We start from the raw sequence: 24,465 nt of genomic DNA on the forward strand, positions 1-24,465 counted from the left end.
TTTCCGATCATGGCCCTCGACACCCCTCACACCCTGGTTCGAAGGTCGTTTGGCCGATGGACCAGATGATTCCTCCGGTCATCGCGGGCCAGGCCATGGCTCGTTGCGGTAGCCCGCCCGGACGACCCGGAACGACCGTGACGCCCCGGCCGGTCGACCGGAGCGCCACGATTCAGGGGTTCGGCAGGTCAGGACAGCCGCTCGGCCGCCTCGGCCTCTTCCGCGGTCTTGATCGCGATCCCGTCGAGGATGTCGTGCTCGGAGACCACGACCTCCGAGGCGCCGGTGCGCTCCATGACGGCCAGCAGGACCAGCGCGCCCGCGCCGATCACGTCGACCCGGCCCGGGTGCATCACGGGAATCGCCGCGCGCTCGTCGTGGGTGGCGGTCAGCATCCGCTCGGTGATCTCGCGGACCTGCTCGTAGGAGAGCCGGGCGTGGTGGATCTCCGACGACCGGTACTCGGGCAGCCCGAGCGCGATGCCGGCGATGGTGGTCACCGAGCCCGCCAGGCCCACCAGGGTGCGCGCCTCGGCCAGCGGAACGGTTTCGGCCGCCAGGTCCAGCGCGGCCTCGATGTCGGCACGGACGGCGGCGACCTGCTTCTCGGTCGGCGGGTCGGTGACGACCCCGTCCACCACCAGGTGGCGCTCGGTCATCCGGACGCAGCCCACGTCCACGGAGCGGGCGGCCCGGACGTGGTCGTCGCCGACCACGAACTCGGTCGAGCCGCCGCCGATGTCGACCACCAGGAACGGCCGCTCCAGGTGCTCGTGCGCGGTCAGCTCCCGGGTGGCGCCGGTGAAGGAGAACTCCGCCTCCTCGTCGCCGGAGATCACCTCGGGCTCGACGCCCAGGATCTCCACGACACCGCGCACGAACTCGTCCCGGTTCTCCGCGTCACGGGAGGCGGAGGTCGCCACGAAGCGCACCCGCTCCGCCCCGAACTCCTTGATGACCGCCGCGTACTCGCGGCACGCGGCGAAGGTGCGCTCCAGCGCCTCCGGGGCCAGCCGCCCGGTCTTGTCGACGCCCTGGCCGAGCCGGACGATGATCATCCGTCGGTCGAGCTCGACCAGCTCACCCGTGGCGGGGTCGCAGTCCGCGACGAGCAGCCTGATGGAGTTCGTACCGCAGTCGATGCCCGCGACACGGGTCACTGGGACTCCTCCTCCTTCTTCTTCTCCCCGCACGGGGTGACGCAGGCGCCCTTGGCCCACCACTCGGGCAGCATCGCGAGGGCCTCGTCGCCGAAGGGGTTCACACCGGGGCCGGCGGCCAGCGAGTGCCCGACAAGCACGTGCAGGCACTTGACCCGGTCCGGCATGCCGCCGGCGCTCGGGAAGCCCTGGAGCACCTCGATGGCGTCGCGGCGCCGGATGTAGTCCTCATGCGCGGCCCGGTAGGCGGCGGCGAGCTCCGGGTCCTCGGCGAGGCGCGCCTGCATCTCCTTCATCACGCCGTTGGCCTCCAGCGTGCCGATGGCGGAGGCCGCGCGCGGGCACGTCAGGTAGTACAGCGTCGGGAAGGGGGTGCCGTCGGGCAGCCGCGGGGCGGTCTCCACCACGTCGGGCTGCCCGCAGGGGCAGCGGTGCGCGATGGCGCGCAACCCGCGCGGCGGGCGGCCGAGCTGCTGCTCGAACGCCTCGATGTCCGCGTCGGTCGGCTCGGTCCGGTCGGTCTGGGGCGGGGGCGTCTGCATGCCTGGAGGGAGTCTCTTCGTTCTCGTCGGATGGGTGCTGCGGTACTCACTAGTCGCCCGGGCGGTCGGCCTTGTCGACGCCGTCCCAGACGTTCGAGTACCAGGGGCGGTCGGAGCCGGCCTGGCCGGTCCGGTGCTGCTCCGGGGGCCGGGCCCCGGGGTCGGCCATGATGTAGCCGACCTCCCCCGGACGCAGGAAGTGCAGGTGCCTGCGCGCCTGCTGCTCCGCGTAGGCGTCGTCCTGCCAGCGGGCCTTCTCATCGCGGAGCCGCTCCAGGCGGTCCCGCGCGGCCGCGGCGGCCCGCTGCTGCTCCGCGATCTCCGAACGCTGGGAGACGTACTGGCGCATCGGATACGCGAGGGCGACGACCAGGGTACAGAGCACGAGCACCAGGAGGGCGGCCCTGCCCGTGAGACGGCTGCGGCGCACCTGCCGGCGCGACTGCGAGCGGTAGACGTGGGCCGCGGTCCGCTCGCCGAGCTGCCTCAGCCGCGTCGCCGTGGAGAAGGTGGAGAACCGATCCCGGTTCCCGGCCATGGGTCCGCCTCCCCTTTGTACGCACTACGCAATACGTCCCCGCACACGGTACGGGACCGAGTGCGGGGACGTACGGAGGCAGAGCGTGATTAGCCCTTGAAGCGCGGGAAGGCGCTGCGGCCCGCGTACACCGCGGCGTCGTCGAGGATCTCCTCGATGCGCAGCAGCTGGTTGTACTTGGCGACGCGGTCCGAGCGGGCCGGGGCGCCGGTCTTGATCTGACCGCAGTTCACGGCGACGGCGAGGTCGGCGATGGTGACGTCCTCGGTCTCGCCGGAACGGTGCGACATCATGCACTTGAAGCCGTTGCGCTGGGCCATCTCGACGGCGTCGAGGGTCTCGGTCAGCGAACCGATCTGGTTCACCTTCACGAGCAGGGCGTTCGCGGAGCCCTCCTCGATGCCGCGGGCCAGGCGCTCCGGGTTGGTGACGAAGAGGTCGTCGCCGACGATCTGGACCTTGGCGCCCAGGCGGTCGGTGATGGTCTTCCATCCGGCCCAGTCGTCCTCGAACAGCGGGTCCTCGATGGAGACCAGCGGGTACGCCTCGACGAGCTCGGCGTAGTAGTCGGTCATCTCGGCAGCCGAGCGGGACTGGCCCTCGAACTCGTACTTGCCGTCCTTGTAGAACTCGGACGCGGCGACGTCGAGGGCGAGCGCGATGTCCTTGCCCGGGGTGTAGCCGGCCTGCTTGATGGCCTCGATGATGAGGTCGAGCGCGGCGCGGTTGGACTCCAGGTTCGGGGCGAAGCCGCCCTCGTCGCCCAGACCGGTGGAGAGGCCCTTGGTGTGCAGGACCTTCTTGAGGGTGTGATAGACCTCGGCACCCCAGCGCAGCGCCTCGGAGAAGGACTCCGCACCGATCGGCGCGATCATGAACTCCTGGATGTCGACGTTGGAGTCGGCGTGCGACCCACCGTTGAGGATGTTCATCATCGGAACGGGCAGCAGGTGCGCGTTCGGACCGCCGAGGTAGCGGAACAGCGGGAGGTCCGAGGCCTCGGACGCGGCGTGCGCGACGGCGAGCGAGACGCCGAGGATGGCGTTGGCGCCGAGCGAGCCCTTGTTGTCGGTGGCGTCCAGGTCGAACATCGCCTGGTCGATCAGGCGCTGCTCGGTGGCGTCGTAGCCGACGAGCTCCGGGCCGATCTGCTCGATGACGGCGAGGACGGCCTTCTCGACACCCTTGCCCATGTAACGGTTGGGGTCACCGTCACGGAGCTCGATGGCCTCGAATGCACCGGTGGAGGCGCCGGACGGAACGGCAGCACGGCCGGTGCTGCCGTCGTCGAGGCCCACCTCGACCTCGACCGTGGGGTTGCCTCGGGAGTCCAGGATTTCCCGGGCTACGACGACGTCGATGGACGGCACGAGCATCTCCTTCTGGGATGTGACGCTGGGTGTGCGGTGGCGTGTCAGGCCGTGGGATGGCCTTGCCGCCTAGAGCCTAACCGGCTTCCGGGGTTCGACCGGCCGACCGCCCGACCCCTGGGACGAAAAAGGGACCGAATACCCGCCTTCCGGGACATACAACCCTTGATCATCAGCCGACGGGACCGCACACACCGCCGCCCGGCGCGTGGGGGGAAGGGGCGCCGGGCGGTGGGAATTCTGTGCGTTGCGTACGCGTGTGCGGCTCTTGCCGCGACGTTCAGCTGAGCTTCAGCTTCTGGCCCGGGAAGATCAGGTCGGCGTCCGAGACGATGTCCTTGTTCAGCTCGAAGAGCTGCTGCCAGCCGCCCTTGACGCCGTTGGCCTCGGCGATGGTGCCCAGCGTGTCGCCCGGCTTGACCTCGTAGGAGCCGTTGCCGGTCTTCGGCGCGACCGGAGCCGCGGCGCGCTCGGAGCGGGTGGTCGGGACCTCGGCGCGCTTGGTGTCCTTCTTCGGCGCGGCCTTGGTCTCGGTCTTCTTCGTCTCGGTCTTCTTCGGCTGGGCCTTCGGCTTGGTGGAGGCCGGGGCCTCGGTGGAGCCGCCACCGGTGTAGGAGGAGTTCGACAGGCCCTTGCCACAGTGCGGCCAGGCGCCCTTGCCCTGCTTCTTGAGGACCTTCTCGGCGACGGCTATCTGCTGCGCCTTGGAGGCCTTGTTGGCCTGCGGGGCGTACGACTTGCCCCCGAAAGCGGCCCAGGTGGAGGACGAGAACTGCAGCCCGCCGTAGTAGCCGTTGCCGGTGTTGATGGACCAGTTGCCACCGGACTCGCACTGCGCGACCTTGTCCCACTCGGACGCGGTGGCGGCGCTGGCGGCCCCCGCGGTCATCAGCGGGGCGGCGACGGCCACACCGGCGACACCGGCGAGCGTGACGATGCGAGCGGCCTTGGAGCCGCGACGGTGCTTGCCCTTGCCGGAAAGCAGCATGAGGTTTCTCCTCACCGACGCCTGCGAGGTGAGCTGTCGGGTTCGAGCCTGTGAGTGCCCGGCGGTGCGACCTTGCGCCCCGCTTAACCCCAAGCCGCTCGCCGGCCGTCTCTCAACGGCCGCTCGCGGCACCTACCTTGGTTCCCCCGCTCCTGCCTTCGGCGCTTGACGCGACGACTGTTCCCCCCGTCCGCCGGCAGGATTCGGCGATGCGGTCGAAGGAGCCCGCGGTGGCGGGCGAATCAGAAGGTAGACATGTCCCTCCCCGATGCTCAACCAGGAGCATCGGGGAGAAACGGCCCCTACTTGCGCTCCCCGCAGGGGCGTTTGCGCAGGTGAGGACGGGGTTTGCGGAACCCCCGGGGCGGGACACGCCAGTTGACCGGAAGAGACACATGTCTCACTTGCAGAAAACAGACAATCAGGCCTTACCGGGCGAACCAACTGTCCTTATTGGGCGGTTAGATCCAGGTTCTGCCCAGGCTTGATCAGGTTGGCATCATTGCCGATGACCTGCTCGTTGGCCGCATAAAGACCGCTCCAGCCGCCCTTCACTCCCTTGGCATCCGCGATGGCCGCCAGGCTGTCGCCCTCCTGCACCGTATAGACGGGGGCCGACGCGGCATCAGACGGCACACCCTCCTCGGGAGACGGCGCACCGCGGTGCTTGCCGTTGCCCTCGGCGGGAGTGGCACCCGGGGCGGCCGGGGTCGCCGGGGTCGCGGGGTTCGCCGGGTCGGCCGGGGACGGCCCCGGGGAGACCGGCGGGGTCGTGGGTGCCGTCGGGTCCGCGGGAAGGGTCGGGGCCGTCGGGTCGCCGGGAGTCGCCGGCGGGGCCGTCGGGTCGGCCGGGACGTCCGGGGTGCCCGGGGTGCCCGGGTCGGCCGGAGGCGTCGTCGGGACGTCGGGCGCGGGCATGACGGGCAGTCCGACGGACGGCGCGTCGGGTATCAGGAAGGGGGAACCCGAGGGGCTGGGGGTCTCCGCGGTCGAGAGCCCGAAGTCCGTGGCGGGCTTGCCGCCCGTGGTGGAGGGAACGGTGTCGTCGGGGCGCGACGGCGCGGGACCCACCGCGCCGGTGCTACCGGGCAGACCGGGATCGACGACGGCCGCCGGACCCTGCTGGTCCAGTCCGGCCGAGGCGGCGCACAGCGGCCAGGCCTGCGGACCCTGGGCGGCCAGTACGCGCTCGGCCACGGCTATCTGCTGGGAGCGGCTCGCGAGGTCGGCCCGCTCGGCGAAGTCCAGGCCGCCGGCATCCTGCCACTGCTGCTGGGTGAACTGGAGCCCGCCGTACGCGCCACTGCCGAAGTTGGCGCTCCACGTGCCGCCGCTCTCGCACTCGGCCACCTTGTCCCATGTGGCGGTGTCTGCGGCGGTCGCGCTCGTGGCGGCCAGCAGCGGCATGGCGAGCGCGGAGCCGGTGACACCGGCCGTGACGACCAGCGCGGGGACCTGGCGGGGGCGTCTGTGACGGCCGTTCCCGGAGAGCATGAGGGATCACCTTTCGCATAACAGCGGGGTAACGGCAGAACCTAGCGGCCTCCGAACGATTGTCACAAGTTCAAGCCGAATCTGACTTTTAATCAGATGTCGCGCAAGTGTTTTGAGTCGTGAAGCGAACGGGAAGGGTACGCAGCCCTCGCATGATCAACCCCCCGCGCCAGCGCAGGTCTTGGGGTGGAACTGCAAGTTCCAGATCGGGCAGGCGCGTCAGCAGGGTGGCGAGGGCGGTCTGCCCCTCCAGGCGGGCAAGTGGCGCACCCAGGCAGTAGTGGATGCCGTGGCCGTAGCCGAGGTGCTGGTTGTCGGTCCGGGAGAGGTCGAGGGTGTCCGGATCGACGAATCGCCCGGGGTCCCGGTCAGCCGCCGCCAGGACGACCAGGACCGGATCGCCGGTCTCGATCCGCTCGCCGCCCAGGGTGAGCGGCTGCGTGGCGAACCGCCACGTCGCCAGCTCCACGGGGCCGTCATAGCGCAGGAGTTCCTCGACCCCCGTGGCCAGCAGCCCGCGCTCGCCGGCGGCCAGGGATGCCTGCAGGCGCTCGCGCTGGACGGGGTTCATGAAGAGGGAGTGGATGCCGTTGCCGATGAGGTTCACGGTCGTCTCGAAGCCGGCGAAGAGCAGGATGAAGGCCATCGCCGTGGCCTCGCCCTCCGTGAGGTGGTCGCCGTGATCGCTCGCCCGGATCAGGTCGGAGATCAGGTCATCACCCAGATCGTCCCTTTTGCGATGGATGAGCTCGCCGAGATAGGTCCGCATCTGCTTCACCGACCGGGCCACACCGCCGCGCGGCCCGCCCCCGTGGCGGATCATCATCCCGGCCCAGTCGCGGAAGTCGTCCTGGTCCTCGCGCGGTACCCCGAGCATCTCGCAGATGGCGTAGATGGGGAGGGGGAAGGCGAACTCGTGGATGAGATCCGCCTCTCCCCGCCCCGCGAACCGGTCGATCAGCTGGTCGGTGAGCGCCTGGACCCGCGGGGTGAACTCGGCGACCCTGCGCGGGGTGAACGCCTTGGACACCAGGCGCCGCAGCCGGGTGTGGTCCGGTGGGTCGATGTTCAGCAGATGCGTCATCAGCTCCGCCTTGCGCTCCCCCGGGATCCCGGTCTTGCCCTTGGCGTGCGCGGGCTCGGCGTGGTGCGCCGGATTCTTGCTGAGCCGCTGGTCGGCGAGGGCCTGCCGGGCGTCGGCGTACCGGGTGACCAGCCAGGCCTCGACCCCGCTGGGGAGCTTGGTGCGGTGCACCGGCGCGTTCTCGCGCAGCCACGCGTAGGCCGGATAGGGGTCGGTCGCGAACTCCCACGTGAAGAGTTCGGGCGCCGCGCCGACGGAGGGAGGGGACGACTGATCGTGCATGTCCTCGACAGTAGCCGCCGCGCAGCGGCGGTCCGGCGCGAGCCGCGACCCGCCATCCCATATGACTCCTTCGTCGCGGCTGTCCGCAGATCGGACCACACTTGACCTCGCCCGGTCCGGCACTCCTACTTTCGGTTGTGTGGATGTGAGGATCTTGAAAAGCAGTTTCGCGGTGGTGGAGAGACGGGCCGAGCACGCGGTCAAGTTCTTCTACTCACACCTCTTCTGGCACAACCCCGGAGTCCGCGAGCTCTTCCCGCTCTCCTCCGACGACATGGAACGCCAGCGGGACCGGCTCTTCGCCGCACTCACCCACGTCGTCTCCCGTCTGGACGACGAGGCCCTCGGCCCCTACCTGCACGACCTGGGACGCGACCACCGCAAGTTCCTGGTCCGCCCCGAGCACTACGCGGTCGTGGGCTCCAGCCTGCTCGCCGCACTCGCCGAGACCTCCGGCGACGCCTGGACCCCGCAGGCGGAGAAGGCCTGGACCGAGGCCTACCAACTGATCGCCGACGCCATGCTCGCCGGGGCCGACGCGAGCGAGGACCCGCCGTGGTGGGACGCCGAGGTCGTGCGCCACCTCCAGTACGGTCAGGACATCGGCGTGCTGACCCTCAGGCCGCACGCTCCCTTCCCCTACCTGCCCGGCCAGTACACGAGCGTGAGCAGCGAGCGGGTGCCCCGGACCTGGCGCACCTACTCCATCGGCAACGCCCCCCGCCCGGACGGCACCGTGGACCTGCACGTCAGCCGGATCGACCGCGGGCGGCTCAGCACCGCCCTGGTCCGCGAGACACGGCCCGGCGACGTCCTGAAACTCGGCGCCGCCGGCGGCCGGCTGACCTTCCGCCGCACGGACCGCCCGGTCAGCCTGATCGCCGCCGGCACCGGCTGGGCGCCGATCCGGGCCATGCTGGAGGAGCTCGCGGACCGGCCTCCCCATCAGGACGTGCGGCTCTTCGTGGTGGCCCGGGACGGCGCACACCTCTACGACCGGCCGCTCATCGACCGGTACGGCAGCTCGTGCGGCTGGCTCGACGTCACCTACATCACGCCCGCGCCCGGCCGGCACCGCAACGAGGCCACCGGCCGGCTCGCGACGGCGCTGAGCAACCGGGGCCTGTGGCCCGACCAGGACGTCTACCTCAGCGGGCCGCCGCGGTTCGTCGACCAGACCGCGCGGGTCCTGGCGGAGCTCGGTGCCCGCCCCGCCCGCGTCTTCCACGACGGCGTACCGGCCGCGGCCACCGGCAGCGGGCCCCGGGGCCGCCCGCTGGGCTTCGGCGAATGGTTCCTCGACCGCCCGGCACCGCACTGGCACGACCCGTCGGCCCGCGCCCCGAAGGAGAACTGAGGGGCCCGGCGGCTACCGCGCGGGGGCTCCGAGGCCCTCGGCAGCTCGGATCGCGTCCCGGTAGACGCGGGCCGCCGCCCGCAGCGCGGTCTCGGGGTCGACGCCCTCCGCCTCGGCGCGCGCGGCCAGTTGCAGCAGTTCGTAGCCGATGCCCTCGCCGCGGGGCAGCTCCACCGCCACGCCGCCGGTACGGGCCCTGCCCGCGAGTTTGGCCGCGAGCGCCAGGCCCGGCTGGCCCACCGGGATCCCGTCGGTGACCGACTCCCGCTGCTTCTCCACCGCCTTGGTGCGCTGCCAGTGCGCGTGGACGTCCTCTGGGGTCTCGGCCTCCGCGTCGCCGAAGACGTGCGGATGGCGGTGGATCAGCTTCTGCACCAGGGAGCCGGCCACGTCGTCGATGGAGAAGGCTCCCAGGCCCTCCCCGCCGGCCTCGCCGTCATCGCCGGCCTCACCCGCCGGAACGCCCTCCTCGGCGATCCGGGCGTGGAAGACCACCTGGAGCAGGACGTCGCCGAGCTCCTCGCGCAGCTCCTCCCGGTCCCCGTCCTCGATCGCCTCGACGAGTTCGTACGCCTCCTCGATCGCGTACTTGGCCAGGCCCCGGTGCGTCTGTCGGGAGGTCCACGGGCATTCCCGACGGACTCGGTCCATCACCTGGACCAGGTCGAGCAGGCGCGCGCCCGGCAGGTCGTAGGAGCCGGGCAGCAGTTCCAGGTCGGGCATGGAGACCCGGCCGGAGCCGGCCAGCCGGGCCAGGCCGTCGGTGAGCCGCTGGTCGCCCTCGCCGCTCGGGAGCACCACCACCGTACGACCGCCCGCGCAGGCCGCCACCAGCTCGTGCGCATCCGCGGCCGCGTGCTCGACGTCGACGCCCGCCTCCCGCAGGTAGGGCAGCTGCGGGTGGCCGGGGTCGGCGCACAGCACCCGGTCGGCGGCGTGCAGGGTCTGCCACGCCGGCCAGGACAGCACCCCGGGGGCGACCCGGTGGCTGGTGGTCAGCAGGACGATACGGCCGGTGGGCTCGGCGGCGGTGGGCTGGGAGTGGTCGGTCACCCTCCGAACCTACCTCCGCCGGGAGGGGTCAGGCTCCGGCGGGTTCCTGCTCGGGCCGGGTCCGCTGGGTGATCCACGCCGTGTCCGCCGGGCCGAGGCCGACCTGCTTGGCGTCCCAGGCCCCGTAGCGTGGGTTCACCTCGATGTGGAGGGCCTCCGCGGCCCGGGTGAGCGGCTCGATGATCCTCTCCTCGCCGAAGCGCTCGCTCAGCTTGTCGAGCAGCAGCCGGAAGCGCAGGTCCTCGTCGATCTGCCCGGGCGCCAGCGGGACACGGGCCTGCAGGGCCAGCTGTTCCAGCGCCGCCGCGCCCCTGTCGCCCTCCTGGGCCGTGCGGGCGTCCTCGACCTCCTTGGTCGTGACCGAGATGCCCGCATCCTTCGCCGCCCGCTCCAGCACCCGCAGCTGGATCATCTTGCCGAGCTTGATCCGCTCCAGCTGCGGGGTGTTGGCGATCAGTGTGGCGGCCTGCTCGGACCGGTTCTGGGCGGCGCGCACGTCGCCCACCTGAGCCTGGAGCGCGGAGGTGGTGATCCGTTCACCGCCGACGACGGCCGCGGTGCCGGGCCGGGTCTCGCCCGAGCAGGCGGACAGCAGGGGCGCCGCCGCGAGCAGGGCGGCGGAGACGGAGAGCGCAGTGCGACGGTGCAAAGGAGCCTCCAGGGCCGGGAGATTGTGCGTCCATGCACAAGGGCCGTGCGGTGATCGATGGTATGCAGTAAGGGTGGCCCGGGCCACCCGTTCAACCAACGATTCGCGGGGTGTCCGGGGTACGTGTCTGTTCGTGTCGCAGCCACTTGGTGGCCATCCCCGCGTCCTCCGGTGCTGCCAGGGTCGGCCCACCATGTGGACACCGCACCGCTCGCCGCGCCGCCGCAGTCTGTCCGGCTCGGCGCTCGCCGCCCTGCTCACGGCGGTGGCCGTGTGCGCCGGGGACGCCGCCGCCCGGGTCTTCCCCTACGGATCGCGCCACCGCAGCGTCAACGACCTCGGCAATCAGTTCGTACCCTTCCACGCGCACCTGTGGGACCTCCTGCACGGCCGTGCGCAGGGCGGGCTGCTGGTCAACTGGCAGTCCGGATACGGCACGAGCTTCCTGCCCGACCTCGGCACCTACCTGGCCAGCCCGCTCTCCGTCCTCGTCGCCCTCTTCCCGCGCGCCGACATCGACCTGGCCGTGTACGTCGTCACCGTGCTCAAGACGGTGACCGCGGCGGCGGCCATGGCCTGGCTGCTGCGCACCCTCCACCGGGGGCCGTGGTGGGCGGCCGGACTGCTCGGGGCCTCGTACGCACTGTGCGGTTGGTCGGTGATCGAAGCCTCCTACAACCCGATGTGGCTGGACGGGCTGATCGCCTTCCCCCTGCTGTGCCTGACCGGTGAATGGGCCCTGCGCGGGCGGCGGGTGCTGCTCACCCCGCTGGTCGTCGCCGTGTGCTGGACGGCGAACTTCTACACCGCCTACATGGCCACCCTCGGCGCCGCGCTGGTCCTGCTGGTACGGGTGGTGCTGACCCGGGAGGGCTTGCGGACCCGGATCGCGGTGATCGCCCGGGCGGCCGCGCTGACCCTGCTGGGCATCGCGCTGACGGCGCCGGTGCTGCTGCCGTTGTTCCTCAGCTCGGGCCGGGCCCACCCGGGATGGGCCAGGGAGTTCCGGCCGGTGCCCTGGGCGGACCTCTTCGCACGGCTGCTGCCGGGTACGTACTCCTTCTCCTCCCCCGCCGTGTTCGTCGCCGGCGGCACCCTGCTGTTGGTCGCCGCGCTGCCCTTCCACCGTTCGGTCCCACTGCGCGGCCGGCTGTGGTGGACGGGGTTGACGGCGGCCGTGGCGCTCTCCCTCCAGTGGGCGCCGACCCACCTGGCCTGGCACCTGTTCGCCACCCCGAACGGCAGCCCGTACCGGCAGACCTTCGTCCTGGCCGGGATCGCCGTCATCGCCGCATGGACCGCACTGGAGGGCGGCCTGCCGCGGGCGCCCGCGCTGGCCGCGGGCACGGGCCTGCTGGCGGCCGCCGCGCTGTGGGCCGGCCACAGCACGCTGACCACGCCGTGGGGGTACGCGCTGTTCACCGCCGGTCTGGCAGCTGCCGGCGCCGCCTGGTGGGCGCTGGGCCACCGCCGCCTGGCGCTCCCGGCGGCCGCGCTGCTGGCCTTGGTGCTGCTCGCGCAGGCGGCGGCGACCACCGCCTTCGGCCACCGGGGCAAACTGGCCGCCCTCGACGACTACCCGTCCTGGGGGCAGGGCCACACCGCGCGCGCCCGGGCCCTCGCGGCCGCCGAGGGCTGGCCCACGTACCGCACCGACCCGAGCCGGCCCGCCCTGTCGGGCAACGACCCGCTGCTGCTCGGCGGGGAGGGCGGCTCCTACTACAGCAGCCACACCCCCGCCGTGTTCACCCGGACGATGGCGGCGCTCGGCGCCGGCTGGACCTCGCGCGGCCGCAACGTCCAAAGCATCGACAACCCCGTCACCGACGCCGTCTTCGCGGTCGGCGCCCGCCTGCGGCCGGACGGCTCGGTGCTGCGCGCCGAGGTGCCCCCGCTGGTGACGACCCGCCCGCCCGGCGCACCCCTCGCCTACGGCGACTCGCCCTTCGCCAACCAGGAACTGCTGCTCGGCGCCCGCGTGTACGAGGACCCGCTCGCACCCGGGGTGTGCCGTGCGGGTACCGAGGCCTACCTGTGGGCGCCGGAGTACAACGCGACGGCCCGCCTCGCCGACGGCCCGGCCTTCCGCCTGCGTGGCGACGCCCCCCGCAACCGCGCGGCCCTGCAGCCGATGGGCGTCTCCCGTGGTGCCTCCTCGGCGCTCGTCTTCGACGCCGCCCCTCCGCCGGGGTGGGCCCTGTCCTGCCTGGACCGCACCCGCCTCGACGCGGCGGTGGCCGCCCTGCGCGCCACGGCCGCGACCTCGGTCCGGGTCGGCTCCTTCGGCATCCGGGCCGATCTGCCCGCGGGCAGCACGGGCACTGCGGTCCTCTCCGTCCCCGCGATCGCCGGCTGGACCTGCAACGACCGGCCCGCTTCGGCACACCTGGGCCTGGTCGCCGTCCCTCTCACCCCCGGCACCGCACAGGTCGACTGCTCCTTCCGGCCTCCCGGTTTGCTCCCCGGCCTGTCGGTCGCGGCGGCGGCGCTGGCGTTGCTGGCCGCCACCGCCCTGCGGACCCGGCGCGTCCGTCGGGCGGCCTGACCGGTCATGCCGGCGTGACCGATCCTGCCGGCGGACCGGACGTCAGCGGACCTGGCTGAGCCACTGGAGGGTGCGGCGTATCTCCGACGGGAAGGGGTGGGCCGGTCCGTGCAGGCGTTCCGCGTCGAACAGCAGCCGGGCCAGGGTGTCGTGGGCCGCCGGGCGGTCGCCGAGGGAGAGCAGCAGGTGCGCGATCCGGCGGCGGATCTCCAGCGGCAGGGTCTGGTCCGGGTTGGCGTAGCGGTTCTCGAAGTACGGGAGCAGCGCGCGGTACTCCGCCAGGGCGGCGGCCGGCTCGCCGAGCTGCTCCAGGCACTGGGCCGCGTCGTAGCGGAACCGCAGCGACTGAAGGTCGCCGGCCGGGAACTCCTCTGCGAGACGCCGCAGTTCGGGCAGGGCGCGGCGGTATTGCCCGTCGTCCATCAGGGTGGCCGCGTACTGCTTGCGCAGGGAGCGGACGACCGGTGAGTGCTCGCCGTGCTCGGCGGCGGCCGCCGGGAGGATGCCGCCGAGGATGTCGACGGCCTGTGTGAGCAATCCCTGGTCCAGGAGCGTGCGGGCCTGGTCCACCGCGCCCGGGATGTCGGGCTTCCGCGGAACCGGTACCGGCGCGGGAGTGCTCGTCGGCGTCGGCGTCGGCGTCGGGGCGTACACGGACGCGGACGGCACGGGCGTTCCCGTCGGCGGGGACACCGGCGGGGCGGTCGGCCGCGGCGGGACCACCGCGGCCCGGTCCGGCCAGGGCGCCTGCGGCCGTACGAACGGCCGGGTCGGGTCGAGCGGGCCGGCCGCGCCGCGGCCGTCGCGTACCGGGAGCAGCGGCGCGAGTGCCTCGTAGACCTCCTGCGCCGAGGACGGCCGGTCCTGCGGGTCCTTGGCGAGCAGACGCATCAGGAGCGCCTCCAGCTCCTGCGGGACCTCCGGGCGCTGCGGGCGGACCGGCACCGGGGCCTCGTACAGGTGTCGGTGCAGCACGCCCAGGGCGGTGGACCCGGCGAAGGGGACGTTTCCGCTGAGGAGTTCGTAGAGGAGGACGCCGAGCGCGTACAGGTCGGTGTAAGGGCCCACCGCACCGCTCATCGCCTGCTCGGGTGCCATGTACGCGGGACTGCCGATGGGGGTGCCGGTACTGGTGAGGCGGGTGGTGTCGGTGTCCATGACGGAGGCCACGCCGAGGTCGAGGACCAGGACGGTGCCGTCCGGGCGGACCATCACGTTGCGCGGCTTCAGGTCACGGTGGACGATCGGCACGGCGTGCACGGCCGACAGGACCGAGCACAGCTGTGCGACGACCGCGACCGCCCACTGCCACGGGTACGGGCTGTGGGCGGCGAGGTGGTCGGCGAGGTCGGAGCCCTCGACGTAGCCCATGACGAGGAACAGCTCGTCGCCGTCACTGCCCGCGTCGTGGACGGTGACCAGGCCCGGGTGGTCCACCTGAGCCGTGACCCGGCACTCGCGCACGAAGCGGCGGCGCAGCTCCTCGGCGACCGTGCCCGGGCCGGCGACCTTGTCGGGGCGCAGCAGCTTGACGGCGACCCGCCGGTCCAGGCGCCGGTCGTAGGCCGTCCACACCTGGCCCATGCCGCCCTGTCCGAGGACGCTCGCCAGCTGGTAGCGGTCTCCGATGAGGCGGTCGGTCACAGCTGCGGGTCCCCGAAGGCGGTCTGGTTCGGGTCCTGGCGCGGGCTGCCCGGCGGCGGGGTCTGCTTGCGCAGCAGCTCACTGAGCTCGTCGAGTTCGGCGCGGACCTGCCCGATGCGCGGGGGCGGGGTCGGCTGCGGCGGCACCTGCGGGACGGCCGGGGTCCGGCCCGAGATCACGGTGGGGGCCTGGGCGTGCGGGTAGCCGTAGGAGGGCGAGGTCTGCTGCGGCTGGTTGAAGGGCGCGGGCTGCCCCGGGTACCAGGGCCCGGGCGCCGCGGAGCGCAGGGCCTCGTGGTGCTTGATGTCGGCGACGAGGAAGTACACGCAGGTCGCGAAGCCCGTCAGGATCGAGCCACCGGCGCCGAGGTTGCCCTGCCAGCCGTTGACGTCGGGGGTGGGGTCGATCTCGATCAGCGTCATCCAGGCGACGGCCAGCACGCCGCTGAGCACCAGCAGCGCCCAGTCCCGGGACTTGCGGGTGACCAGCGCGAGCCGCAGCATCGAGCCCCACGCCAGGAAGCCGCAGCTCAGGACGGGCAGCAGCATGAACACCACGCGCAGTGTCACCACGCCGCCCGGGGTGGGCTGTGGGGCGGGCTGCGGCGGAAGGCCGGGGCCGTGCATCGCTGCTCCTGACGGGCCGTGCGGAAGAGGTTTCGGGTCTGAGGGTATACAGCGTTCCCGGCCATCAGTGAGGGGATGCGCGCAACCGTTGCAGGGTCGCAGCACGGCCCCGCCGCGGCGGCGGCCGCGGGCGGGGGAGCCCCCGCTCCCCCGCCGCGGCAGCCGGCCCCTACGAGCCGAGGATGGTGGTGAGGAACTCGCCGGTCCAGGCGAGCAGTTCCCGGCCGACCACCGGCTTGCCGCCGATCCTGCCCGTCTTGGGGCGGGGGACCAGCACCTGCGAGGTGGCGGGCTTGAGTACCGATCCCGGGTACAGGCGCCCCAGGCGCAGCTCCTGCGACTCGCGCAACTCGACCGGGCCGAAGCGGATGTTGTTGCCCTGGAGAGTGATGTCGCCGACCCCGCAGGCCCGGGCCAGCATCCGCAGCCCGGCCACCAACAGGAGGTTCTCCACCGGCTCCGGGAGCTTGCCGTAGCGGTCGGTGAGTTCCTCGCGCACGGCCTTGATGTCGGCCTCGGAGGCGGCCGAGGCGATGGACCGGTAGGCCTGGAGACGCAGCCGCTCGCCCGGCGCGTAGTCGTGCGGGACGTGCGCGTCGACCGGCAGCTCGATCTTGACCTCCAGCGGCGGCTCCTCCTCCGCCGCGCCCTCGACGGCGGCCCGGTAGTCGGCCACCGCCTCGCCCACCATGCGGATGTAGAGGTCGAAGCCGACGCCCGCGATGTGACCGGACTGCTCGCCGCCGAGCAGGTTGCCCGCGCCGCGGATCTCCAGGTCCTTCATCGCCACGTACATGCCGGCGCCCATCTCGGTGTGCTGGGCGATCGTCGCGAGCCGCTCGTGCGCGGTCTCCGTCAGCGGCTTCTCCGGCGGGTACAGGAAGTACGCGTACCCGCGCTCGCGGCCGCGGCCGACCCGGCCGCGCAGCTGGTGCAGCTGCGAGAGGCCGAAGTTGTCGCCGCGCTCGACGATGAGGGTGTTGGCGTTGGAGATGTCGATGCCGGACTCGACGATGGTGGTGGAGACGAGGACGTCGAACTTCTTCTCCCAGAAGTCGACGACGACCTGCTCCAGCGCCTGCTCCGACATCTGGCCGTGCGCCGTCGCGATCCGCGCCTCGGGCACGATCTCGCGCAGCTTGGCCGCCGCCCGGTCGATGGACTCGACCCGGTTGTGGATGTAGAAGCACTGGCCCTCGCGCAGGAGTTCACGGCGGATGGCCGCGCCGATCTGCTTCTCCTCGTACGGGCCGACGAAGGTGAGCACCGGATGGCGCTCCTCCGGCGGGGTGGTGATCGTCGACATCTCGCGGATGCCGGTCACCGCCATCTCCAGGGTGCGCGGGATCGGCGTCGCCGACATCGTCAGCACGTCGACGTTGGCCCGGAGCTTCTTCAGCTGCTCCTTGTGCTCGACGCCGAAGCGCTGCTCCTCGTCGACGATGACCAGGCCCAGGTCCTTGAACCGCGTCTCCTGAGAGAACAGCCGGTGGGTGCCGATGACCACGTCCACGGAGCCCTCTTTGAGCCCCTCCAGGGTGGCCTTCGACTCGGTCTCGCTCTGAAAGCGGGACAGCGCCTTCACGTTGACCGGGAACTGGCTGTAGCGCTCGGAGAAGGTGCCGAAGTGCTGCTGCACGAGGAGCGTGGTCGGCACCAGGACGGCGACCTGCTTGCCGTCCTGGACGGCCTTGAAGGCGGCCCGGACCGCGATCTCGGTCTTGCCGTAGCCGACGTCGCCGCAGATCAGCCGGTCCATCGGAACCGACTTCTCCATGTCCTCCTTGACCTCGGCGATGGTGGTGAGCTGGTCGGGCGTCTCCGCGTACGGGAAGGCGTCCTCCAGCTCGCGCTGCCAGGGGGTGTCGGGTCCGAAGGTGTGCCCGGGCGCCGCCATGCGGGCGCTGTAGAGCTTGATGAGGTCGCCGGCGATCTCCTTGACCGCCTTCTTCGCGCGCGCCTTGGTCTTGGTCCAGTCGGCGCCGCCGAGCCGGTGCAGTGTCGGGGCCTCTCCGCCGACGTACTTGGTGACCTGCTCCAGCTGGTCGGTGGGGATGTAGAGGCGGTCGCCGGGCTGCCCGCGCTTGGCCGGCGCGTACTCCACCAGCAGGTACTCGCGGGTGGCGCCCTGCACCGTGCGCTGAACCATCTCCACGTAGCGGCCGACGCCGTGCTGCTCGTGGACGATGTAGTCGCCGGCCTCCAGGGTCAGCGGGTCGATCGTCTTGCGGCGGCGGGTCGGCATCCGGCCGAGGTCCTTCGTCGCGGTCCGCTGCCCGGTCAGGTCGGTCTCGGTGAGCACGGCCAGGCGCAGGACCGGGTCGACGAAGCCGTTGTCGACCGAGCCGCAGGCCACGTGGACCAGGCTCGGCTCCAGGGCTCCCAGATCCGGCTCCAGCCGGGCGGCGATGCCCTCGCCGGCGAGCACCTCGACGGTGCGGGCGGCCGGGCCGTGGCCCTCGGTGAGGTAGACGGTGTGCCAGCCGTCGGCGATCCAGCCCTTGGTGTCGGCCAGCGCGCGGGCGGTGTCGCCGCGGTAGGCCTCCGGGGCGTGCATGCCGAGCGTGAGCGTGTCGCCGCCGGAGGCGTCCCCGTCGGCGGCGAACGGGGAGATCGACCACCACATCATGCCGAGCTCGCGGGCCTGGTCGCGGACGTCGGCGATACCGCGCAGCGAGGCGGCGCCGACGTCGATGGGGGCCTCGCCGCCGCCTGCGGTGGCCGCCCAGGACGCCATCAGGAACTCCTGGCTGGTCGCGACGAGGTCCGCGGCGCGGGTGCGTACCCGCTCCGGGTCGCAGACGACGGCCATCGCCCCGGCGGGCAGCACGTCGATCAGCAGCTCCATGTCGTCGACGAGGACCGGGGCGAGGGACTCCATGCCCTCCACCGCGATCCCCTCGGCGATCCGGCCCAGCAGCTCGCCGAGCTCCGGGTGCGCCTCGGCGAGGGCCAGGGCCCTCTCCCGCACCGCGTCCGTCAGCAGCAGCTCGCGGCAGGGCGGCGCCCACAGGCCGTGCTCGGCGATCTCCAGGGACCGCTGGTCGGCGACCTTGAAGTAGCGGATCTCCTCGACCTCGTCACCCCAGAACTCCACGCGCAGCGGGTGTTCCTCGGTGGGCGGGAAGACATCGAGGATGCCTCCGCGCACGGCGAACTCACCGCGCTTCTCCACCAGCTCGACGCGTGCGTACGCGGCCGCCGACAGGGCCTCGGTGACCTCTCCGAGATCGGCGGTCGCGCCCTGGCGCAGGCTCACCGGGACCAGCTCGGCCAGGCCCTTGACCTGAGGCTGGAGCACGGAACGGATGGGCGCCACGATCACGCTCACGGGACCCGCGGCCGGGTCGTCCTTGCTGGGGTGCACCAGGCGGCGCAGTACGGCCAGCCGGCGCCCCATGGTGTCGCTGCGCGGGCTGAGCCGCTCGTGCGGCAGCGTCTCCCAGGACGGGTAGTCGGCCACCTCGTCGGGCGGCAGCAGGGAGCGCAGCGCGGCGGCCAGGTCCTCGGCCTCGCGCCCGGTGGCGGTGACCGCCAGGACGGTCCGCCCGGTCTGCCGGGCCAGCGCGGCGATCGCGAAGGGGCGTGCGGCGGCCGGTCCGACGAGGTCCACGTGCATGCGGTTGCCGTCACCGGCCGCGGTGACCGCCTCGGTGAGTGCGGCGTCCCGGGTGACGGCGTCGAGCAGTCCGTGCAGGCTCATGAGGCGGCTTTCCGTCCGGTGAGGGGGCAACGCGAAGGACCCGACACGTCGTACGGGCCGGGGGTTCCCACCCTACGACGGCGCCCGCACCGACGCGCGAGGGATTCGGGTCACGGCGCGGGCGCGGCTCCTCGTCATCCTGGAGGCGTCGCTCCCGCTCTACGATGTCCACGTAACCACCACCTGAGCTCGCCGCGTCCTTCCCGCAGGAGTTCACGCCGAACGGCCGAGGAGCACGAGTCCGTGACGAGCGATGCCATAGCCCGCCCGGCGCCGGCGGCCCAGGCCCCTTCGAGGGCGGAACCGGTCCGCCGGGGCGGACCCTGGCTGGTGGCCTCCGGGCTGTTCCTCGTCTACCTCGTCCTGTCCGTCGGCCGGTTCCGGCGCATGGACTGGCCCTCATGGGATCTGGGGATCTTCGAGCAGGCGATTCGCGCGTACGCCCACCTCCAGGAGCCCGTCGCCGACCTGAAGGGGCCGGGGGCCAACATCCTCGGGGACCACTTCAGCCCGATCATCGCGCTCGTCGCCCCCGTCTACCGGGTCTTCCCCGGGCCCGTCACCCTGCTGGTCGTACAGGCCGCGCTGTTCGCGCTCTCCGCCGTCCCCGTCACCCGGGCGGCCGCACGGCTCCTCGGCCGGGGCCGCGGCATCGCCGTCGGTGTCGCGTACGGCCTGTCCTGGGGCGTCCAGCGGGCGGTGGAGTTCGACTTCCACGAGATCGCTTTCGCCGTGCCGCTGCTGGCCTTCGCCCTGGAGGCGGTCCTGGCCGGGCGCTGGCGGACCGCCCTGCTGTGGGGGCTGCCGCTGCTTCTCGTCAAGGAGGACCTCGGCTTCACGCTGGCCGCGCTGGCGGTCGTGGTGGCCTGGCGCAGCCGCACCACCGACCGGCGGACCGCCCTGACCGCGCTCGGCATCGCCGCGGCCGCCTGCCTGGCGGCCGTACTGGTGTTCACGGTCGTCATACCGTCCTTCGCGACCGACGGCTACGGCTACTGGCACAAGATCGACGGGGCGGGACCCCTCGCCGGCACCGGCACCAAGCTGGCGACGCTGGGATGGGTGCTGATCCCCACCTCCGGCCTGCTCGCCCTGCGCTCGCCGCTGCTGCTGGTGGCCGCGCCCACCCTCGGCTGGCGGTTCCTGTCCGGGGACGACCACTACTGGTCCACCGACTGGCACTACAGCGCCGTACTGATGCCCGTCGTCGCCCTCGCCCTGGTCGACGCCATCGACATCGTCCGGCGCGGCGAACGGCCCTGGCTGCGCTCCTACGCCCTGCAACTGCCCACGGCGGTGCTCGCCGCCTCCCTCGCGCTGGCCATGACCGGCATGCCGACCGCCAAGCTCACGGAGGCGGCCACGTACGCGAAGCCCGACCGCGTCGTCGCGATCGAAGCGCTCCTGAGCCGGATCCCCGACGGGGCCACCGTGGAGGCGGACACCACCCCGCTGACCCGGCTGACCTCCCGCTGCCGGGTCCTGTGGATCGGGGGCAGCAAGGGCGTGGTGCCGGACTGGATCACCATCGACAACGGCAGCAAGTGGGCCGGCGAGGACCCGACCCACTACGCCTCCCAGCTCCACCCCGGCGAGCGGTACACGCTGGTGGGCGAGGCCGGAGGAGTCGTCCTGATGCAGCGCAACACCGCCGGTTGAACCGACCGGCCGCACCGGCGGACACGGCAAGGGCACAGGCCCGGGACGGTGAGTCCCGGGCCTGTGCCCACCCCCGTACGAACCCGGCGCCGGCTACTCGCTCGCGATCGCGTTCAGGACGTTCATCCGTCCCGCCCGGAAGGCCGGGACCAGTGCGGCGAACAGACCCACGAACGCGGACGCGGCGAACACTCCGATGATCGTCGGCCACGGGATCTCCAGGACCTTCAGGCCCTCCAGCGCCAGCAGCTGCTGCGCGGTGGCCCCCCAGCCCATGCCCAGCCCGAGACCGAGCAGGGCGCCGAAGAGGGCGATGACCACCGACTCCAGGCGGATCATGCGGCGCAGCTGGCGGCGGGAGAGGCCGATGGCGCGCATCAGGCCGATCTCGCGGGTCCGCTCGACCACCGACAGGGCCAGGGTGTTCACGACGCCCAGGACCGCGACGACGATGGCGAGGCCGAGGAGGCCGTAGACCATGTTCAGCAGCTGGCCGACCTGGTCCTTCAGCGCCTGCTTGTAGTCGGCCTGGTCGCGCACGACGTACTGCGGGTAGTCGCCCATGGCCTCCTTGACCGACTGGTACGCCGCCGCGTCGGACTGCCCGTCCTTCGCGGTGGCCAGCAGCATGAAGGGCAGCGGCATCCGGTCCGCCGGCAGGTTGGCCCGGGCGGTCTCGGTGCTGATGTACTTCATGCCCTTGTCGAGGTTGCCCTCGTCGCTGGTGATCGCCGCGACCTTCAGCGTGACCGTGCTGCCGCCGGTGAAGGCGACCGTCATCTCGTCACCGAGCTCGATGCCGTGCGCGGTGGCGTAGAGGGAGCCGACCGACATGGAGCCCGCGCCGTAGGCCGCCGCGTGCTCGCCGGCCGTCATCTTGCGCCGGATGTCCTTGGCGTACGTCGGGTCGGTCGCGCCGAGGCCGGTCTCCTCGGTGGTTCCGTCGGGCGCGGTGAGCTTGACGTCCACCAGGCGGTAGGCGGTGACGTGGTCGAGGCCGGCGGTGGCGCGCAGCGCCTGCTCGGCCTGCGGCAGGACGGGCTGGCGGGCCTCGGAGGCGACGATGTAGTCCGCGCCGACCGACTTGTCGAGCTCATCGGTCGCGGAGGCCACCATCGAGGAGCCGACCACCGACAGGCAGGCGACCAGCGCGAGGCCGATCATCAGCGCGGCGGCGGTGGCGCCGGTGCGGCGCGGGTTGCGCAGGGCGTTGCGCTCCGCGAGCCGGCCCACGGAACCGAAGGGCCGCAGGACCACACCGGAGAGCACCCGCACCACGCCCGCGGCGAGCAGCGGGCCGATCACGATGAAGCCGATCAGGGTGAGGACGACGCCCAGGCCCAGCCAGAGGGATCCGGCCGCGGCCTTCTCGGCGGCGGCGGCGAGGTAGAGGGCGCCGCCGCCGACGGCGGTGAGGACCAGGCCGAGGACGGCCCGGACCCGGCCGGCCTTCTTGTCCCCCGGGGTGCCGGACTCGCGCAGTGCCGCCATCGGGGAGACCTTGCCGGCTCGGCGGGCCGGGACGAAGGCGGAGACGACGGTCACGATCACGCCGAGGACGATGCCCGCGACGGGAGTGGTCCAGGCGATGGTCAGGTCGTCGGTGGACAGGTGCATGCCCATCTGACCCATGAGAGCCATGAGGCCGACGGCCAGGCCCACGCCCGCCGCCACACCGAGGACCGAACCGACCACGCCGAGCAGGAGGGCCTCGACGACCACGGACTGCAGGACCTGCCCGCTGTCGGCGCCGATGGCACGCATCAGGCCGATCTCGCGGGTGCGCTGGGCGACCAGCATGGAGAAGGTGTTGAAGATCAGGAAGATACCGACGAGGAAGGCGATGCCGGCGAAGCCGAGCATGACGTACTTCATGACGTCGAGGAAGGCGCCGACGTCCTTGCGGTTCTCGTCCGCGGCTTCCTTGGCGGTCTGCAGGGTGTAGGTGTCCGCGCCGACGGCCTTCGCCACGTTCGCCTTGAGCTGCTCGTCGCTCACCCCGTCCTCGGCGGTGACATTGACGTGCGTGAAGGAGTCGGGCGAGCCGAGCAGCGCCCGCTGCGCGGTGGCCGTGTCGAAGTAGACGATGGCCGCGCCCGGGTTGGTCACGGTGAAGGTGGCGATGCCGGTGATCGTGGCGCGGGTGTCGCCGGTGACGGCGATGGTGCGCAACTCGTCACCGAGCTTCAGGTCGTGCTTCTTCGCGGTGTCGGCGTCGACCATCATCTCGGTGGGGCCGCGCGGCGCCCGACCCGAGGTGATCTTCATGGACTTGAGCTCGTTGTCGCTCCAGTTGCCCGCGATGGTCGGCGCGCCGGTGGTCGAGCCCATGTTCTCGTTCTTGGCGTTGACCACCGTGACGGCCGTCGAGACGACGCCGCCCTCGGCGCTCTTGACGCCCTCGGCCTTACCGACCTGCTCGACCACCGAGCCCGCCAGCATCTCGGGCTTGCCCCGGTCGGGGGCCTCGTCCCCGCCCTCGGCGTCCTTGGGGCTGACCGTCACGTCGGAACTGGTGACGGCGAACAGCTTGTCGAAGGTGGTGTTCATGGTGTCGGTGAACACCAGCGTGCCGCAGACGAAGGCGACGGAGAGCAGGACCGCGACGGCCGAGAGCGCCATCCGCCCCTTGTGCGCGACGAAGTTGCGCCGCGAGGTCTTCAGGACCGTGTTGCTCATGAGGTCCGCCCGCGCGCGTCGAAGTCCTTCATCCGGTCCAGGACCTGGTCGGCGGTGGGCGCGTGCATCTCGTCGACGATCCGGCCGTCGGCGAGGAAGATGACGCGGTCGGCGTAGGAGGCGGCGACGGGGTCGTGGGTGACCATCACGATGGTCTGACCGAGCTCGTCCACCGAACGGCGCAGGAAGCCGAGGACCTCGGCGCCGGCGCGGGAGTCCAGGTTTCCGGTCGGCTCGTCACCGAAGATGATCTCGGGGCGGGCGGCGAGGGCGCGGGCCACCGCCACGCGCTGCTGCTGGCCGCCGGACAGCTCGGTCGGCCGGTGCCCCAGACGGCCGGAGAGGCCCACGGTCTCCACCACCCGGTTGAGCCACTCCGCCTCGGGCTTGCGGCCCGCGATGTCCATGGGGAGCGTGATGTTCTCCAGGGCGTTGAGCGTGGGCAGCAGATTGAAGGCCTGGAAGATGAAGCCGATCCGGTCGCGGCGCAGCCTCGTCAGCTTCTTGTCCTTCAGCCCGGTGATCTCGGTGTCGTCCAGGTGGATCTGCCCGCTGGTGACCGTGTCGAGACCGGCGAGGCAGTGCATCAGCGTGGACTTGCCGGAACCCGACGGACCCATGATCGCGGTGAACTGGCCGCGCATGATGTCCACGTCCACCTCGTCGAGGGCGACGACACGCGTCTCCCCGGAGCCGTAGGCCTTGACGACCTTCCGCGCCCGGGCCGCGACGGCAGCATGCCCTCCAGTACCCCCGTGCCTGGTTTCGGTCATTGCCGTTGTCACGGTCTGTCTCCTTCTTCGCGTGTCTGTGCGTCTGCGTACCTGCGTCGCCGTGATGAAGTCTGCGGCGGCGGGACCCTCGGCGCGCTGGTGCCCGTAGCCGTATCCACCCGGGGGTTAACCCCACCCGCGCCCCCGGGTTCGTACGTTCCAGTCAAGAAGACGCCCGGCGCCCCCACCTCCTCCGCCGGGAGGAAAGACCCCTGGCCCACAGTGCGGAGGGACCCCTAGGGGTTGTCCGCCCTTCGGACTACACGGCCTGAGGGATATCGCCCGCAGGGCGGCGGTGAGATGGTGTCCCCCGCATCTA

General features: G+C 72.1%; 17 protein-coding genes and 1 riboswitch. Of the genes, 3 read left to right on the forward strand and 14 right to left on the reverse strand.

The window, feature by feature from the left end:
* Positions 1–188 precede the first annotated feature (188 nt).
* From R4Z63_RS12445 to R4Z63_RS12475, 7 genes are all read right to left on the reverse strand, one after another.
* Positions 189–1,160 carry a Ppx/GppA phosphatase family protein gene (locus R4Z63_RS12445; protein ID WP_037925253.1) on the reverse strand — a complete coding sequence of 324 codons (972 nt, stop codon included), beginning with the start codon at positions 1,158–1,160 and terminating at the stop codon, positions 189–191.
* Positions 1,157–1,702, reverse strand: coding sequence for a DUF501 domain-containing protein (locus R4Z63_RS12450; RefSeq protein WP_037925251.1), 546 nt, complete (start codon positions 1,700–1,702; stop codon positions 1,157–1,159). Before R4Z63_RS12450 ends, R4Z63_RS12445 begins: the two co-directional genes overlap by 4 nt.
* Positions 1,703–1,751: 49 nt before the next feature.
* Positions 1,752–2,240 (reverse strand): FtsB family cell division protein, encoded by a 489-nt coding sequence (locus tag R4Z63_RS12455; protein ID WP_037925248.1) that lies wholly within the window; start codon positions 2,238–2,240, stop codon positions 1,752–1,754.
* Positions 2,241–2,329: 89 nt separating this feature from the next.
* Complete coding sequence (gene eno / locus R4Z63_RS12460; RefSeq protein WP_030028493.1) at positions 2,330–3,616, reverse strand: phosphopyruvate hydratase; 1,287 nt, start codon at positions 3,614–3,616, stop codon at positions 2,330–2,332.
* A gap of 274 nt (positions 3,617–3,890) precedes the next feature.
* Positions 3,891–4,598, reverse strand: coding sequence for a transglycosylase family protein (locus R4Z63_RS12465; RefSeq protein ID WP_037925246.1), 708 nt, complete (start codon positions 4,596–4,598; stop codon positions 3,891–3,893).
* 3 nt (positions 4,599–4,601) lie between these two features.
* Positions 4,602–4,772, reverse strand: a riboswitch (cyclic di-AMP (ydaO/yuaA leader).
* Positions 4,773–5,048: 276 nt separating this feature from the next.
* Positions 5,049–6,092 (reverse strand): LysM peptidoglycan-binding domain-containing protein, encoded by a 1,044-nt coding sequence (locus tag R4Z63_RS12470; protein ID WP_384447993.1) that lies wholly within the window; start codon positions 6,090–6,092, stop codon positions 5,049–5,051.
* An 88-nt stretch (positions 6,093–6,180) separates the two neighbouring features.
* Positions 6,181–7,458, reverse strand: coding sequence for a cytochrome P450 family protein (locus R4Z63_RS12475; RefSeq protein ID WP_384447996.1), 1,278 nt, complete (start codon positions 7,456–7,458; stop codon positions 6,181–6,183).
* Between the two features lie 172 nt (positions 7,459–7,630).
* Here R4Z63_RS12475 and R4Z63_RS12480 point away from each other — a divergent pair, with 172 nt between their 5' ends.
* Complete coding sequence (locus R4Z63_RS12480; protein WP_384447999.1) at positions 7,631–8,815, forward strand: globin domain-containing protein; 1,185 nt, start codon at positions 7,631–7,633, stop codon at positions 8,813–8,815.
* Positions 8,816–8,827: 12 nt separating this feature from the next.
* Here the strand turns inward: R4Z63_RS12480 and R4Z63_RS12485 are convergent, their stop codons facing one another.
* Both R4Z63_RS12485 and R4Z63_RS12490 read right to left on the reverse strand, forming a co-directional pair.
* Positions 8,828–9,868 carry a nucleoside triphosphate pyrophosphohydrolase gene (locus tag R4Z63_RS12485; RefSeq protein WP_384448002.1) on the reverse strand — a complete coding sequence of 347 codons (1,041 nt, stop codon included), beginning with the start codon at positions 9,866–9,868 and terminating at the stop codon, positions 8,828–8,830.
* A gap of 28 nt (positions 9,869–9,896) precedes the next feature.
* Positions 9,897–10,517: a SurA N-terminal domain-containing protein gene (locus R4Z63_RS12490; protein ID WP_037925237.1), complete on the reverse strand. Its 621-nt coding sequence runs from the start codon at positions 10,515–10,517 to the stop codon at positions 9,897–9,899.
* A gap of 193 nt (positions 10,518–10,710) precedes the next feature.
* Between R4Z63_RS12490 and R4Z63_RS12495 the strand changes: the two genes are divergently transcribed.
* A complete protein-coding gene (locus R4Z63_RS12495; protein WP_384448006.1) occupies positions 10,711–13,062 on the forward strand; it encodes a YfhO family protein in 2,352 nt (783 codons plus the stop codon).
* A gap of 42 nt (positions 13,063–13,104) precedes the next feature.
* Here R4Z63_RS12495 and R4Z63_RS12500 read toward each other — a convergent pair whose 3' ends face one another.
* The 3 genes from R4Z63_RS12500 to mfd all read right to left on the reverse strand — a co-directional run bounded on the left by R4Z63_RS12500 (position 13,105) and on the right by mfd (position 19,035).
* Positions 13,105–14,646: a protein kinase domain-containing protein gene (locus R4Z63_RS12500; protein ID WP_384448058.1), complete on the reverse strand. Its 1,542-nt coding sequence runs from the start codon at positions 14,644–14,646 to the stop codon at positions 13,105–13,107.
* A gap of 56 nt (positions 14,647–14,702) precedes the next feature.
* A complete protein-coding gene (locus tag R4Z63_RS12505) occupies positions 14,703–15,332 on the reverse strand; it encodes a hypothetical protein (protein WP_384448009.1) in 630 nt (209 codons plus the stop codon).
* A 169-nt stretch (positions 15,333–15,501) separates the two neighbouring features.
* Positions 15,502–19,035, reverse strand: a complete 3,534-nt coding sequence (gene mfd / locus R4Z63_RS12510; RefSeq protein WP_384448012.1) for a transcription-repair coupling factor — start codon at positions 19,033–19,035, stop codon at positions 15,502–15,504.
* A gap of 243 nt (positions 19,036–19,278) precedes the next feature.
* Here mfd and R4Z63_RS12515 point away from each other — a divergent pair, with 243 nt between their 5' ends.
* Positions 19,279–20,694, forward strand: a complete 1,416-nt coding sequence (locus R4Z63_RS12515; protein WP_384448016.1) for a DUF2079 domain-containing protein — start codon at positions 19,279–19,281, stop codon at positions 20,692–20,694.
* 93 nt (positions 20,695–20,787) lie between these two features.
* Here the strand turns inward: R4Z63_RS12515 and R4Z63_RS12520 are convergent, their stop codons facing one another.
* Together R4Z63_RS12520 and R4Z63_RS12525 are read right to left on the reverse strand one after the other, a co-directional pair.
* Positions 20,788–23,373 (reverse strand): ABC transporter permease, encoded by a 2,586-nt coding sequence (locus R4Z63_RS12520; RefSeq protein ID WP_384448019.1) that lies wholly within the window; start codon positions 23,371–23,373, stop codon positions 20,788–20,790.
* On the reverse strand, positions 23,370–24,146 hold the full coding sequence (locus R4Z63_RS12525; protein WP_370466695.1) for an ABC transporter ATP-binding protein: 777 nt from the start codon (positions 24,144–24,146) through the stop codon (positions 23,370–23,372). Before R4Z63_RS12525 ends, R4Z63_RS12520 begins: the two co-directional genes overlap by 4 nt.
* Positions 24,147–24,465 lie beyond the last annotated feature (319 nt).

The sequence above is a fragment of the Streptomyces sp. PL-29 genome, from assembly GCF_058344425.1.